Origin of the sequence: Occultella glacieicola (genome assembly GCF_004353825.1) — a bacterium.
Taxonomy (GTDB): Bacteria; Actinomycetota; Actinomycetes; order Actinomycetales; family Beutenbergiaceae; genus Occultella; species Occultella glacieicola.
In genome coordinates this window covers 180,455-194,285 of record NZ_SMNA01000002.1, presented here as the reverse complement: position 1 = coordinate 194,285, position 13,831 = coordinate 180,455, and the positions used below count along the sequence as shown (strand labels likewise).

10 protein-coding genes are annotated in these 13,831 nt (G+C 70.3%); 8 read left to right on the top strand and 2 right to left on the bottom strand.

Annotation, left to right across the window (positions count from 1 at the left end):
• Nucleotides 1-2: 2 nt before the first annotated feature.
• The gene (locus tag EXU48_RS03780; RefSeq protein WP_235856817.1) at nucleotides 3-464 is read left to right on the top strand and encodes an acyl-CoA thioesterase; all 462 of its coding nucleotides are present in this window, start codon (nucleotides 3-5) and stop codon (nucleotides 462-464) included.
• A gap of 52 nt (nucleotides 465-516) precedes the next feature.
• Here EXU48_RS03780 and EXU48_RS03775 read toward each other — a convergent pair whose 3' ends face one another.
• Nucleotides 517-1,179 (bottom strand): hypothetical protein, encoded by a 663-nt coding sequence (locus tag EXU48_RS03775; protein WP_133106255.1) that lies wholly within the window; start codon nucleotides 1,177-1,179, stop codon nucleotides 517-519.
• Between the two features lie 294 nt (nucleotides 1,180-1,473).
• Between EXU48_RS03775 and EXU48_RS03770 the strand changes: the two genes are divergently transcribed.
• From EXU48_RS03770 to EXU48_RS03740, 7 genes are read left to right on the top strand one after another with little or no spacing between them, the layout of a single operon-like run.
• A complete protein-coding gene (locus EXU48_RS03770) occupies nucleotides 1,474-2,790 on the top strand; it encodes a sugar ABC transporter substrate-binding protein (RefSeq protein ID WP_133106254.1) in 1,317 nt (438 codons plus the stop codon).
• Between the two features lies 1 nt (nucleotide 2,791).
• Entirely contained in the window at nucleotides 2,792-3,763 is a 972-nt protein-coding gene (locus tag EXU48_RS03765) for a carbohydrate ABC transporter permease (RefSeq protein ID WP_133106253.1), read from the top strand.
• On the top strand, nucleotides 3,760-4,596 hold the full coding sequence (locus EXU48_RS03760; RefSeq protein WP_235856816.1) for a carbohydrate ABC transporter permease: 837 nt from the start codon (nucleotides 3,760-3,762) through the stop codon (nucleotides 4,594-4,596). Before EXU48_RS03765 ends, EXU48_RS03760 begins: the two co-directional genes overlap by 4 nt.
• A complete protein-coding gene (locus EXU48_RS03755; RefSeq protein ID WP_133106252.1) occupies nucleotides 4,593-5,798 on the top strand; it encodes an anhydro-N-acetylmuramic acid kinase in 1,206 nt (401 codons plus the stop codon). Before EXU48_RS03760 ends, EXU48_RS03755 begins: the two co-directional genes overlap by 4 nt.
• 2 nt (nucleotides 5,799-5,800) lie before the next feature.
• Nucleotides 5,801-6,763 carry an N-acetylmuramic acid 6-phosphate etherase gene (gene murQ, locus EXU48_RS03750; protein ID WP_133106251.1) on the top strand — a complete coding sequence of 321 codons (963 nt, stop codon included), beginning with the start codon at nucleotides 5,801-5,803 and terminating at the stop codon, nucleotides 6,761-6,763.
• Nucleotides 6,760-7,653, top strand: coding sequence for a MurR/RpiR family transcriptional regulator (locus EXU48_RS03745; RefSeq protein WP_207947618.1), 894 nt, complete (start codon nucleotides 6,760-6,762; stop codon nucleotides 7,651-7,653). Before murQ ends, EXU48_RS03745 begins: the two co-directional genes overlap by 4 nt.
• A gap of 39 nt (nucleotides 7,654-7,692) precedes the next feature.
• Nucleotides 7,693-9,234 (top strand): family 10 glycosylhydrolase, encoded by a 1,542-nt coding sequence (locus EXU48_RS03740; protein ID WP_133106250.1) that lies wholly within the window; start codon nucleotides 7,693-7,695, stop codon nucleotides 9,232-9,234.
• Nucleotides 9,235-9,320: 86 nt separating this feature from the next.
• Here EXU48_RS03740 and EXU48_RS03735 read toward each other — a convergent pair whose 3' ends face one another.
• Entirely contained in the window at nucleotides 9,321-13,790 is a 4,470-nt protein-coding gene (locus EXU48_RS03735) for a glycoside hydrolase family 2 TIM barrel-domain containing protein (protein ID WP_165962672.1), read from the bottom strand.
• Between the last annotated feature and the right edge of the window lie 41 nt (nucleotides 13,791-13,831).

Below are 13,831 nucleotides of genomic sequence, written 5' to 3'. Positions count from 1 at the left end.
GGGTGCCGCGGATCACCGTGCCGGTGCCGATGCGCTGGGCGGATCTGGACGCCTACGGCCACGTCAACAACGCGGCGATGCTGACCCTCCTCGAGGAGGCCCGCATCGCCACGTTCTGGGCCACGGGCGACGACCACGAGTCGGCCGCCACGAAGGTGCTGGCCGGGGGAGCGGGCGCGTCCAGCTACACGCTGGTGGCCCGGCAGGAGATCGAGTACCTGGCACCGCTGGAGTACCGCCAGGAACCGGTGCACGTCGAGCTGTGGATCGGCAGGATCGGCGGGGCCAGCCTCGAGGTCTGCTACGAGGTGCACGGCCCCGATGGTCAGGTGTGCGCCCGGGCGGCGACGTCGATCGTCATGGTCGACGCCGCCACCGGGCGCCCCCGCCGGCTCACCGACGACGAGCGCGGCGCCCTCGAGCCGCTGCTCGAGCAGCCGATCGAGTTCCGGCGGCGCGGCTGAGGTTCGCTCGACGGGTGGGCGGGAGTCCGCGACGTCGGCCCCCGGCCGGGCGCTAGCCCTCCCCGTCGAACAGCCCCCCATCGAGCAGCCAGTGGTAACGCAGCCGCATGGCGCGCTCGGTGCTGGCAACCAGGGCGGCGACCACGAGCGTGATGTTGAGCCATCCGGGGAGCTGGATCGGTGAGGTGAAGGTGCCGAGGTTCTCCGCGACCGGCGGGATCCGGGAGATCTCCTCCACGATCTGCGGGACGCCAAGGACCAGCGCCACGACCAGGATGGCCACGCTGACGACCCCGATGGTGCGGCTGAGACCGGGACGAGTGCGCTCCAGGCGCGCGCGACGGCCCTCCGCGGACGTGGGATCCGGCGTCAGTTGCCGGACCGACCCGTCGTCGCCCACGAAGTGGCAGCGCCGCAGCCCGTAGTTGCTGGCCACGACCTCGATCGAGCCGCCCGGCACCGGGAACACCGCCGGAAGCTTGGATCCGGCGTGGTGCTCACCGTTGCGGTAGAGCTGGGCTCGGACCTCGCCGTCCGAGTCGCCCCACAGGCGCACGTCGACCGACCAGGTCTCCCGCTCGCCGGCAGCACCGGTCAGCTCGAGGTGGAACAGCGTCCGCGAGAGTGGCTGCCACCATCGGAACCGTTTCAGGGGGCGCCCGTCACCGGGCTTGATCCGCCGGGCCGCACGCCGACGCTTCCGGTCCGAGATCATTGCGACCACCGTAACAAGCATCCGCGGGAGGTGCGGCAACGCCGGTGGCGCCCCCGTGCTCGGCGTCGAGCCGGAGCATCCGGGCCCGGTGACCGAGGCCGCCTTGCCCGCCCGTAACCCGACGAAGGCCGATCTCCTCGGCTCGGCACTGTTGCCGTGCCCGGGATGATGATAGTTTCCCAATTAGCAGGGGATCCAGGAAGTAGTCACCATGACGGGCGTCGGCGACGTGGCCGGCGCACCACGACCCTGGACCGGCGGGGGAAGACAGCCGGGCACGAGGGAGTAATCGGCATGAAGAGATCGATTCCCGCACTCACGGCCGGCGCGCTCGTCCTGGCGCTCGCGGCCTGCAGCGGCGGAGGCGGCGACGACGACCCGACCGATGCCGGCGGTGGCGCCGACGACGGCGGCTACGAGGGCCAGACGCTCACCGTCTGGATCATGGAGGGCACCAACCCGGACGCAACGGGCTACTTCGACGGCGTGGCGCAGGAGTTCACCGCGCGTACCGGAGCCGAACTGGACGTCCAGTTCCAGCCCTGGGACGGCGCCCATGACAAGTTCGTCACCTCGATCGCGGGCGGCACCGGCCCGGACGTGGCCGAGGTGGGCACCACCTGGACGGCGGAGTTCGCCGAACTCGGGGTGCTCGCGGATCTGACCGCCAGCATCGAGGGGGCCGGTCTGGACGGTGATCTCGTCGAGGGACTCGCCGAGGCGGGGACCTACGACGGCGCGCTCTACGGCATGCCGTGGTACGCCGGGGTGCGCTCGATCATCTACAACAAGGATCTGTTCGAGGCCGCGGGCATCGCCGGGCCACCGACGAACTGGGAGGAGCTGACCGCCGCCGTGGAGGCGCTCAAGGCCTCCGACCCGGAGGTGATCCCGTTCCCGATCCCGGGTGACTCCCAGTACAGCCTGTACCCGTTCGTCTGGGGCGCCGGAGGTGAGATCGCGACCGAGTCCGACGGCACCTGGACCGCCGCCCTCGACTCCCCGGAAGCGATCGAAGGGCTCGAGTACTACACCGGCCTGGCGCTGGAGCACGGATCGTCCACCGCCGCCGCGGACACCTGGAACGAGGCGGACGCGCTCGCCGCGTTCGAGCAGGGCAATGTCGGGATGATCATCGCCGGCAACTGGACGGTCGGCCGGATCGCGCAGGATGCCCCGGACCTGATGGAGAGCATCGGTGCCTTCCCGATCCCGTCGCGCGACGGCGGTCCGGCCGGCTCGTTCCTCGGTGGCTCCCACCTGGGGGTCTGGTCCGACTCCGACCAACAGGACCTCGCCTGGGAGTTCGTCGAGCTGATGAGCACCGGCCAGGCCGCCGCCGACTGGTCCGAGCAGACCGGTTACTTCCCGGGTCAGGCCAGTGCCCTGGCCGAGATCGCAGCCGACGAGGACCCGCTGGTCGCCCCGTTCGCCCAGCAGATGCTGGAGGCGGGCCGCTCCGTGCCGCTCACCCCGGCCTTCGGGCAGATCCAGGGTGCGAAGACGGTCGAGGCCATGGTCCAGAACGTCCTCACCGGGAGGATGAGCGTCGAGGACGCGGCCGCGGAGGCGGTCGCCGCCATGAACGAGACGTTCAGCGCCGGGTCCTGAGGTGAGTTCCACGTCCACGGCCCGCGTGGCACCGATCGTGCCGCGCGGGCCGGCCCCGGACGCGCACCGGCGCCGGGCCACCCGGCGGCGGGCGGCGCGCCCCTGGCTGCTGCTCGCACCGACCCTCGTCGTGCTCGCCGTGCTGCTGCTGTGGCCGTTGGCGCGCGTCGTGAACCTGTCCTTCCAGGACTACGGGCTGCGCGAACTGGTCTCCGGGGAGTCGAACTACGTCGGCTGGGCGAACTACGCGGAGATCCTCGGCGACTCCTACCTGTGGACGGTGGTGCTACCGAACACCGTGGGATTCGCCGTCTGCTGCGTGGTGCTGACCGTGGTTCTGGGCACCCTCGTGGCTCTGTTCCTGAACATCCTCGGCACGTTCTGGAAGACGGTCTGCTCGACGGCGATCATGGTCGCCTGGGCGGTGCCGGCAGTCACCGGAACCTACGTCTGGATCTGGCTCTTCGACCCGCTGAACGGGCTCGTGGCGAGCGCGCTGGCAGCGATCGGCGTCATCGAGCCCGGCACCGTGAACTGGTACACGGATCGCCTCGGCTTCTACGCCATCGCCACTCTCAACGTGGTGCACCACGGCTTCCCGTTCGTGGCCGTGACGGTGCTCGCCGGCCTGCTCACCGTGCCCAAGGAGCTCTACGAGGCGGCGACCATGGACGGGGCGGGCGCGTGGCGCCGGTTCTGGCGGATCACCGCACCGATGCTCAAGCCGGTGTTCGCCGTGGTCACGATCCTGTCCACGATCTGGGACTTCAAGGTGTTCGCGCAGATCTACCTGATGCCCGGTGGGAACGGCGGCAACGCGGAGGTCTTCAACCTCGGGGTCTGGTCCTACATCCAGTCCTTCGCCCAGGGCAAGTACGGGCTCGGCTCGGCCATCGCGGTGCTGCTCACCGGGCTCCTGCTCGTCATCACGGTGGTCTACATGCGCACCCTGTTCAAGGAGGAGGACCTGTGAGGCGCCCCGGTGGCGCCCTCACCTGGTCCGCCGCCGGGAGGGTCCTCGGTGTGGCCGCGATCCTGGCGTTCGCGCTGTTCCCCGCGTACTGGATGTTCTCGAGCGCCGTCGACGCCGATGCCGCGCACCGCGGCGCCACGTTGGTCCCCACGAACCTGACCTGGGACCATTTCGTCCGGGTCCTCGACACCGGCGGGTTCGGCCAGTTCATGCGCAACTCCGCGATCGTCGCCCTCGGCACCGTGTTCGTCTCGGCGGGCGTCGCGCTGCTCGCCGCGGTGGCGGTGGCGCGGTTCACGTTCAGGTTCCGCACGTCGGTGCTGGTGCTGATCCTGATCGTGCAGATGGTCCCGCTCGAGGCCCTGGTGATCCCGCTTTTCCTGCAGGCGAGGAACCTGCAGATGCTGAACAGCCTCCTCGGGCTGGTGATCGTCTACCTCGCCTTCTCCCTGCCGTTCGCGGTCTGGATGCTCCGCGGCTTCGTGGCCGCCGTACCGAACGAGATCGAGGAGGCCGCGTACATGGACGGCGCCTCCTGGGGCCGGATGTTCTGGTCCGTGCTGCTGCCGCTGGTGGCTCCCGGGGTGGTCGCCACGAGCGTGTTCTCGTTCATCACCGCCTGGAACGAGTTCATCTTCGCGCTCACGTTCCTCCAGGACGCGGACAAGTACACGGTGGCCGTCGGCCTGCAGCGGTTCTTCGGCCAGAACACCGCGGACTGGGGTGCGGTGATGGCGGCCTCCTCGCTGATCACGGTGCCGGTCGTGATCTTCTTCGTGGTGGTCCAGCGCCGCCTCGCGTCCGGCCTGACCGCGGGGGCGGTGAAGGGATGAGGGTCCTCGCGCTGAGCTCGGGTACCTCGGTCGACGCCATCGACGTGGCACTCGCCGACCTCGACGATGCCGGCGGCGTGGTCCGGATGCGGACGCTGGCGCACACGGAGCGGGGCTGGCCCCCGCCGCTGCGGGCCCGGATCCTGGCCGCACTCCCGCCCGCGGCCACCGACCTGGGCGAGGTGTGCCGGTTGGACACCGAGATCGGTCAGGCGTTCGGGGACGTGGGCGCCTGGGCGATCGGGGCGTGGGGGGCGGTGGACCTGGTGGTCAGCCACGGTCAGACCGTGCACCACTGGGTGGAGCCCGTGCCCGACGGCGGTGCCGGGGTCGACGGTGCGGGCGGCGGGCGGGCGCGGGGGACGTTGCAGCTCGGCGCGGCGGCGTGGATCGCGGCGCGGACCGCCCGGCCGGTCATCCATGATCTGCGCACCGCCGACATCGCCGCCGGCGGCCAGGGTGCGCCGCTGGTCAGCCTCCTGGACGCGCTCTGGCTCGCCGATCGTCCGACCGCGGCCCTGAACATCGGCGGCATCGCGAACATCACCCTGGTCGGCGACGGCGTGGTGCGCACCGGGGACACCGGGCCCGGCAACTGCCTCCTGGACGCCGCCGTCTCGACGCACACCGGCCGCGCGTTCGACCCCGACGGCGCGCTCGCCGGGGCCGGTCGTGTCGACCAGGGCGCCCTGGCCGCGTTGCTCGCGGACCCCTACTACGCCCGTCCGCTGCCGAAGAGCACGGGTCGGGAGACGTTCGACGGCGGATACGTCAGCGTCGTGCTGAGCGCCGCCGGGGTGGCCGTGCCCTCCGGCAACGACCTGTTCGCCACGCTCACCGAACTCACGGTCCGGACCATCGCCGAGGCGATCGGCCGCGACGGCCCCCGCACCGAGCGGGTCGTCGTGTCCGGCGGCGGTGTGCGCAACGCCACCCTGATGGCCGGACTACGCTCACGGTTACCGGGCCTGGTCACCTCCGACACGCTCGGGCTGGCGGCCGAGGCGAAGGAGGCCTACCTGTTCGCGCTGCTCGGCTACCTGTCGGCACGCGGTCTGCCCGGCACGGCCCCCGCCGGGGGCCGACGACGAGCGACCGGGGCGAGTTCCGCCGTCGTGCTCGGTTCGTTGACCCCGCCCGCTCCCGCACCGTGCCCGCCCGGACGGGTACCGGTGCACCGACTCGTCCTCGAGGAAGGCTGACCATGGCTGAGACGTCCCACGACTGGCGCGAGGTGCTGGGCCTGCGCTCACCCACCGAGGAGCGCAACCCCCGCACCGAGGACCTCGATCGGTTGCCCACCGATGAGCTGGTGCGGCTGATGGTGACGGAGGACGCCGCCGTGCTGACCGCGGTGGCAGCCGTCGCCGACCGGGTCGCGGCCCTGGTCGATCTCGCCGTTGCCGCCCTCGGCGCGGGTGGGCGGGTGCACTACAGCGGCGCCGGAACCTCCGGCCGGCTCGGCGTGCTCGACGCCGTCGAACTGCTGCCCACCTACCGGGTCGGCGCCGAGACCGTTGCCGCCCACCTCGCCGGTGGCGACCGAGCCATGATGCACGCCGTGGAAGGCGTCGAGGACGACCCGGCCGCGGGGGCGGCCGACCTCGGCGAGATCGGGCCGGCGGACCTCGTCATCGGCCTCGCCGCCAGCGGGCGGACCCCGTACGTGGGTGGGGCGCTCGAGCATGCCCGGGCGCGCGGTGCCCGGACCGCCCTGATCGCCACGAACCCCCGCGCCACCCTGGCCGACGGCGTGGACGTGGCCGTCCTGGTCGACACCGGGCCGGAGGTGATCACCGGCTCCACGCGGATGAAGGCGGGCACCGCGCAGAAGATGGTCTTGAACATGTTCTCCACCGCCGTCATGGTCCGGCTCGGCAAGACGTACTCGAACCTGATGACCGAGGTGGCCCCCACGAACCAGAAGCTCCGGGCCCGAACCGTGCGGATGCTGGTCCAGGCCACCGACCAGGACCCGGAGCGGTGCGCGGCCGTGCTGGCCGCGGCGGGGGACCCGCGCACCGCGCTGGTGGCGCTGATCGCCGGGATCGACGTGAGCCAGGCGCGGGAGCTGATCGCCCAGTTCCCGCCCGACGCGACCCGGTCGGCCGATCCCGGTGGGGTGCGCTCGGCCGTCGCCGCGGCCCGTGGAGAACGTCACGGATGATCCAGGCCCCGATGGTGCTGCGCCTGCGCGGGGGCCTGGACCAGTTCCAGCCCTCGATGCGCCGGGTGGCCGAGTACGTGCTCGACGATCCGCGCCGGGCCGCCCGGTCCACCATCACCGATCTCTCCGCGGCGAGCGGGGTCAGCCAGACCACGGTGATGCGGCTGTGCCACGTGCTGGGTCTGGGCGGGTACCGGGAGTTCCGGCTCGCCCTCGCCGCCGAGACCGGGCGCACGGACGCCGCCGCCGAACGGGAGCTGCGCACCGGTGACATCGCCGCGGGTGACGACCTGGCGAGCGTGATCGCGAAGATCGCCTACGCCGACGCCCGCGCCGTCGAGGACACCGCACGCTCCCTGTCCGTCCCGGAACTCGAGGCGGTGGTGGAGGCCATCGTGGCGGCCCGGCAGGTGGATCTCTACGGCGTCGGCGCCTCCGGCACCGTGGCGACGGACCTGCAGCAGAAACTGCACCGGATCGGGCGGGTCGCGTTCGCCCACTCCGACACCCACCTCGCCCTCACGTCGGCCGCACTGCTCGGCGAGCGGGATGTGGCGATCGGGATCTCCCACACCGGGACCACCATCGACACGGTCGAGGCGCTGCGTCTGGCCGGTGCCCGGGGCGCCACCACGGTCGCCCTGACGAACGCCCCCGAGTCCCCGATCGCGCGGCTAGCCGACCATGTGCTGCTCACCGCCGCCCGGGAGACCACGTTCCGGTCCGGGGCGACCGCCAGCCGCCTCGCTCAGCTCACCGTCGTGGACTGCGTGTTCGTGGCGATCGCCCAACGCACCTACGACGCGAGCCAGGCGGCCTTGGAGGCCACCCGGGACGCGGTCACGGAGAGGAGGTACAGCCGCACCCGATCCGGTGCCACCGGGATCTGATCATCGACGATCACAGCAATCTCATACTTGGAGGGGAACATGCGACGATCACTCGCAGCAGTCCTGGGTCTGGCGATGGTGCCGGCCCTGGCGTTGGCCGGTCCGGCCACCGCCGACGAACCGGAAGAACAGTCCGAGCAGTTCCGCGCACTCTGGGTCGACGCCTTCAACGTCGGCATCTACACACCCGAGCAGGTGACCGCGCTGGTCGAGGACGCCGGCGACCTCGGTGCGAACGCCCTGATCGTGCAGGTCGGGCGCAGGTTCGACTGCTTCTGCAACGACGCGCTCTACCCGCGGACCGACGCCGCGATCGACCCTGCGCCGTACGACCCGCTGGCGGAGATCATCGAGGTCGCCCATGCCGCCGGGATCGAGGTGCACGCCTGGGTGAACGCCACCACCCTGTGGAACTCGGCCACCCCGCCCACCTCCCCGGAGCACGCGTTCAACGCGCACGGGCCCTCGGCCACCGGCGCCGACCGGTGGCTGAACCAGCGCGAGGACGGCACCGAGCTGGTCGGCAACAACTCCTACATCGACCCGGCCAACCCCGCCGCCGTGGACTACGTGGTCGATGCGATCACCTCGATCACGGACACCTACGACGTGGACGGCGTGAACCTGGACTACATCCGCTACCCGGACTACAACGCCGGCGAGTTCCAGAACGACTGGGGCTACTCCGAGACCTCCCTGGCCCGGTTCGCCGCCGAGACCGGGCGCACCGACCGGCCGGCTGTCACCGACGCCGAGTTCAGCCAGTGGCGCCGCGACCAGGTCTCGGCACTGGTGCGCAAGATCTATGTGGCGATGTACGCCTCCGACCCGAGCGACCGGCTCAGCATCAACGGCATCACCTACGCCTTCGGTCCGGTCAGTTACGGCGGCTGGGAGAACGCCCGCCCGTACACGAACGTGCTCCAGGACTGGGTCGGCTGGCTCGACGAGGGCATCATCGACACCGTCACCGCGATGAACTACAAGCGCAACTGGATGCCCGCCCAGGCCCAGATGTTCACCGAGTGGAATGACGCACTGATCGAGTTCCGCGCCGACCGGCACGTGGTGAACGGTCCGGCCCTGTACCTGAACGAGCTGCCGGACATCGTGGCCCAGGCGCAGGAGACGGTCGATGCCGGGTTCGACGGTTGGAGCGGATACTCCTATGCCAACTTCAGCGCGACGGCGACGGCGTCCACGGACCCGGCCGTCAAGGAGGCCGAACGGGAGGCCGTGACCGCCGCCCTGCGGGCCGGCCCGCTCGCCGGGGACGTGGTCGTTCCGGAGATGGACTGGAAGACCCAGCCCACAGCCGGCCTCCTCGAGGGCACCGTGACGTTGCGCAGCGGAGTGGTCGCCGACCAGGTGGATGTCGAGATCCGGCCCCTGGGCCGCACCCCGGGGGAGACGTTCACCGTCACCACCGACGGGTCCGGATGGTTCGCCGCCGTCGACCTCGCGCCGGGCCAGTACCGGATCCGGGTGGTCGAGGACGGCGCCACCGGGGCTGGTGCGAGCGTCGTGACGGTAGCCCCCGGCACGATCACGTCGGCGCAGGTGGCCGCGGGCCGCGTGTGATCCTGCTCGCCGGCCCGGCTCCTGGGAGCCGGGCCGGGTGCGGGCGCCGTCGGCCTCCGGCGCCGCGAGCGTGGTCAGCCGTCGAGCTACTCCAGCGTGAACGTCACCGTCTCGGCGTTGCCGGCGACGTCGTAGACCACGAGCGTGTTCTCGCCGAGCACGCCGCCCACCTCACCGGGCCGGATCCCGTTGACATCGGACCAGGTGTCGTTGACCAGATCGACCACGTGGTCGTTGACGACGACACGATCGATCTGGCCGGCGTCGAACAACGTGAAGCTCACCTGCGTGTAGACGCCTTCGGCACCGGTGGTGAACTCTGGCCCAGCCTTGACCGTGGTGGTCGGCGCCGTGGCGTCGACCACGATGTCGCTGTTGCCGGTCGAGGACACATTGCCGGCGAGATCGTGAGCGTTGTACCGGATCGTGTAGCGACCGTCCGCAACGGTGACCGTCGCGGCGTGGCTGCCGCTGGGATCGCCGTCCATCCGCGACTGCGTGCTCTCGACGAGCTCGTCGCCCTGGTAGACGTTGGCGACGATGCGATCCAACCCGACGTCGTCGGTCGCGTCGACCTGGAGGTCGATCTGCGGTACCGGCAGGGCGGAGCCCGGTGAGATCAGTTCCACCTCCGGCCTGGTGATGTCCGTCGCGCCATCGGGGTCGACGCTGCGGCCCTCGATGCCGGCGATCACGTGCCGGTCACCCACGCCGCGCATGCCGGCCGCGTAGCGCCAGCCGTCCAGCGCGCCCGGTGCGGTGAGACCGGCGGCCTCGGGCAGCGCGGCCGTGCGCACCCTGGTCCACCCGAGCCCGTAGTCGAACCAGACCTGCACCTCGTCGCCCGCGAGCACCACGGCCCACCGATCGCCCTGCCCCAGCGGGGTCAGGTTGTTGGTGCAGCACGAGTTCGAGAACTGGCCGTCCAGCCGGAAGTCGAGGCCGACCTGACCCCTCGTCGAGGTCCACGCGACGATGTAGTTGTCCGCATCCTTGACGTAGCCGGCAAACATCGCGTTCTGGCCGGTGGTGTTCCCCGCCCAGCGCCCGTGATCCACGATCACGACGGCCTGGGCAGAGGCAGGACCGCTCTCGTGCGTCACGAACCCGAAGTACCGGTCGCTGCCGCCGCCGATGAGCGCACCGTCACCGATGGTGATCTCGGGCAACGCCTCCTGAGCGTTGGGCTGCACCAGCTCGTACTCCGCACTGGTGTCGGTCGCGAAGGCATCATCGACGCCGACGGCGGGATAGGCCTCCGGCTCGAACGGCACCCGGGAGGTGGCGATCGCCTGGATCGCGCGGTCCCCCCAGGTCACGGTCGCGGTGAAGTCGGCCTCGGTGTGCAGATCCACCGGTTGATCGGTTGCCACGTCGAAGGCGACATGTCCTCCCTCGCCGGGCTCGAGCGTGAGCGTCGTGGCGTCCACGGCCGCCGTGGTCCAACCCCGCGGCGGCGACAGCCGGACCTGAGCGTCGGCGACGGTGTCCGCCGTGTCGTTGACGACAGCGACGATGACCCGGCCGGTGCCGTCCGCGCCCGAGATCTCGGCGCCGACCTGATAGACCGACAGCCGGTCGTCGACCGCGCTGGACTCGGGCCGCGTGTCCGGGATCTCGACGTCGCCGGGCTCGAGCCGCGGCGGGTCGCCGTAGAAGCCGGACCGCGCGCCGAACAACGACAACCCGCCACCGCTGGAGGTCAGGCGCACCGTCGCGGTGTCAGCGTCCAGCTCTCCGACGTCGATCGGCACAGCGATCCGGTAGCCGTAGTTGGCGCCGTGGTCACCCACGGAGTCCCGGCTCCTGCCGGCGAGGGCGAGCGGCGAGTACGGATCGTCCGGAAGCACCTCCACGGCACGCTCCGTGCCGTTCACCTCGACGCTCAGGTGGGTGGGGTAGCGACGCGCGGCGCTGGCGTGAACGGTGTCGTACCAGCCGTCCGGCTGCGCCGCTGCCACCTCGAGGACGAGGGTGGCCCGCTCGTGCTCATCGATGCCCTCAGGCAGCGACATCTCGTACTCGAAGTGACCGCGACCGTAGCCGGTGACCGAGTCGGAGCCGTCCGCGTCCGACACCTCGGTCCCGCCCGACCAGGCATAGTCAGTGGGAGCCAGCACCGGGAACACGCCTGGCTCCCCGTTCGGGACGTCGTAGGTCAGGTAATTCTCAGCGATCGTCTCACCGTCGATCTCGATCCAGAACCACAGGTAGCCACTGCGCAGTTCGTCCGGGGCCGGCACCTCGATGGTGCCGACGTCGGTGACCGTGTACCGCCCGGGCGAGATCTGCTGGGCTCCCTGTGCCGCGTTGCCGACCCAATGGCCGCCGGAGTCGTGACCTCCGATGCGCCAGTTCAGCGTGGCGCCCTGCAGGTCGTAGTCACTGAAGTGCGAGATCATGATCGGAGCGGAGATCGTCCCGCCTGCCTCAACGGTTCGCGTGGACTCTCCTACGATCGCGATCGCGTCGTCCGCCTGCAGCATCCCGACGCCGCGCGAGTTGCCGTCGTGGTCGAGATACGGCGGCACGTTGGGCTGCCGGTCGAACGTCAGCGGAGTGTTCTCCTCGTGCTCCTGATCCGTCAGCTGGACAGCGACGTAGCCGTTGAGACGTTCGTAACTGCGGAACGTGCTCATGATGTGCTGGAACCTGCCAAGCCCGAGCGTGAACTCGGAGTTCAGCCACGGCTGCCCGCTCTGAGCACCGTTGTTGAAGTTCCACGTCGAGCCCGGGTACACCTGGGCGCCGAACCGATCGAGCAGGTTCTTCCACTGCTCGTAGGTGTTGAGGTAGAAGTGGAAGTCGTTGAGGTCGGTGTCCGCGACGTGCCCGTTCTGGCAGCAGGCGGAGTTGTCGACCACCAGGCGTGATGGGTCGAGTTCACGTGTGCGCTCCACCATCGAGGCCACGTAGTCCCACGAGTCCTCCGGGATCGCCTGGTTCCACGGGTCGTCGCTGATTCCCCACGCCTCGTTGAACATCGTCCAGATCACGATCGAGGGGTGGTTGTAGTCGCGCTCGATGGTGTTGGTGAGCATCTCCTCGAACAACACCTCGGCCTCGGGGTCGCCGGCCGACAGCCAACCCGCGTTCGGCAGGTCCTGCCAGACCATCAGGCCGAGTTGGTCCGCCAGGTGGTAGTAGGTCGGCTCGTTGACCTTCAGGTGCGTCCGGATGACGTTGTAGCCCTGCTCCTTGGCTGCCAGCAGGTCGTAGCGGATCGACCCGCGTCCGGGCTCCGCCTCGGTGCCGGTCTGCAGGTCCGGACCGGCCGTCACGCCGGTGTAGGTGTAGACGCCCCACGGGTTGTACCCCTGGTCCAGGACGCCGCGAACGTAGATCGGGCGATTGTTCAAGTGGATGTATTGATACTCGCCCTCCTGACCGGGCGCCCAGTCCCGTTCGATGCTGCGCATCCCGAAGAAGGTGCGAACCCCGTCCTGGTCCAGCAACCGGAAGTCCGCGGTGTAGAGCGCAGGATCGTCGGGCTCCCACAGGTGCGGATTCTCGATCGGCACCCGGACGCTCCCATGCCCGTCCTCGAGCTGGACCCTGACCCGGGTGTGCACCACCTCGCCGTCCGGGTCGGTGATCGTCACCAGCACGTGTGGGCGTCCGCGGACGTCTTCCGCGGCCACGTCGATCGTCACGAAGGCTTCCGACGGCGTACGCGAGTCACCCTCGAAGGTGAGCTCGGGTGTGACGTGCGTCTGGGTCAGGCGGGCATCCCCGTAGGGCTCGATCCAGACGCTCTGCCAGATCCCGCCGATGTCGGTGAACCACCCCGTCTCCCCGTCATCCCGAGGTTGACCGGTTTGCTTGCCTTGGGGGAACGGGCTGTCGGGCGTGGTCGGCGGAGCGACGACGCGGATCGCCACCGTGTGCGTGGATCCGGCCTCGAGCCGTCCGAGGTCGACGGAGACCTCGGTGTTGCCGTCGCCCGTGTAGGGCAGGACCTCCTCGCCGTCCAGCCAGACCCCGGCACCCCAGTCGGCCGCTCCGATGCGTAGTCGTGTGCGGTCGGCGCCGAAGTCCTCCGGGACCGTGAAGGAGCGCTGGTACCAGACCGTGCCGCGATAGTTGTTGTGATGGCTGCGGAAGATCTCGTTGGTGGCCAGGCTCTCCTCGCCCCAGGCGGCGAGGGACTGGTAGCCGAACGGCACCCGGATCGCGTGACGGAGCCGGTGCTCGGGGTCGAACCAACCTTCCTGCACACCCACGTCCTCCGGGTCGAAGTCGAAGGACCAGGTGCCGTCGAGGGTGAGCCAGCGGTCGTCGGTAAAGGGACGGCGGTCCGCATCCGGTCGCGGGTACTCACCGCGGGCGGGGTCGGTGTCGGCACTCAGCTCTAGCACGATCTCGTCCTCGACCGCGGTCGAGCTGAAGGCGTATCCCTCCATGCCCGCGACGATCAGAGCGCTGCTCTCGGGCACTTCCGACAGCTCGAACGAGCCGTCCGCAGCGGTCAACGTCGAGATGCCGGTGCGAGAGGCATGCACGGTCGCCCCGGCCAGCCCACTGCCATCCTCGGCGTCGAGGACGATGCCGGTCACGGTGCTCGTTGTGCCACCTTCCGGATCGGGCATCGGATCCG

Bases quoted from the DNA above. Each gene is read 5' to 3' on its own strand.
- murQ (WP_133106251.1), top strand. From the start codon at position 5,801: ATGGCTGAGACGTCCCACGACTGGCGCGAGGTGCTGGGCCTGCGCTCA.
- EXU48_RS03770 (WP_133106254.1), top strand. From the start codon at position 1,474: ATGAAGAGATCGATTCCCGCACTCACGGCCGGCGCGCTCGTCCTGGCG.
- EXU48_RS03775 (WP_133106255.1), bottom strand. From the start codon at position 1,179: ATGATCTCGGACCGGAAGCGTCGGCGTGCGGCCCGGCGGATCAAGCCC.
- EXU48_RS03740 (WP_133106250.1), top strand. From the start codon at position 7,693: ATGCGACGATCACTCGCAGCAGTCCTGGGTCTGGCGATGGTGCCGGCC.
- EXU48_RS03755 (WP_133106252.1), top strand. From the start codon at position 4,593: ATGAGGGTCCTCGCGCTGAGCTCGGGTACCTCGGTCGACGCCATCGAC.
- EXU48_RS03745 (WP_207947618.1), top strand. From the start codon at position 6,760: ATGATCCAGGCCCCGATGGTGCTGCGCCTGCGCGGGGGCCTGGACCAG.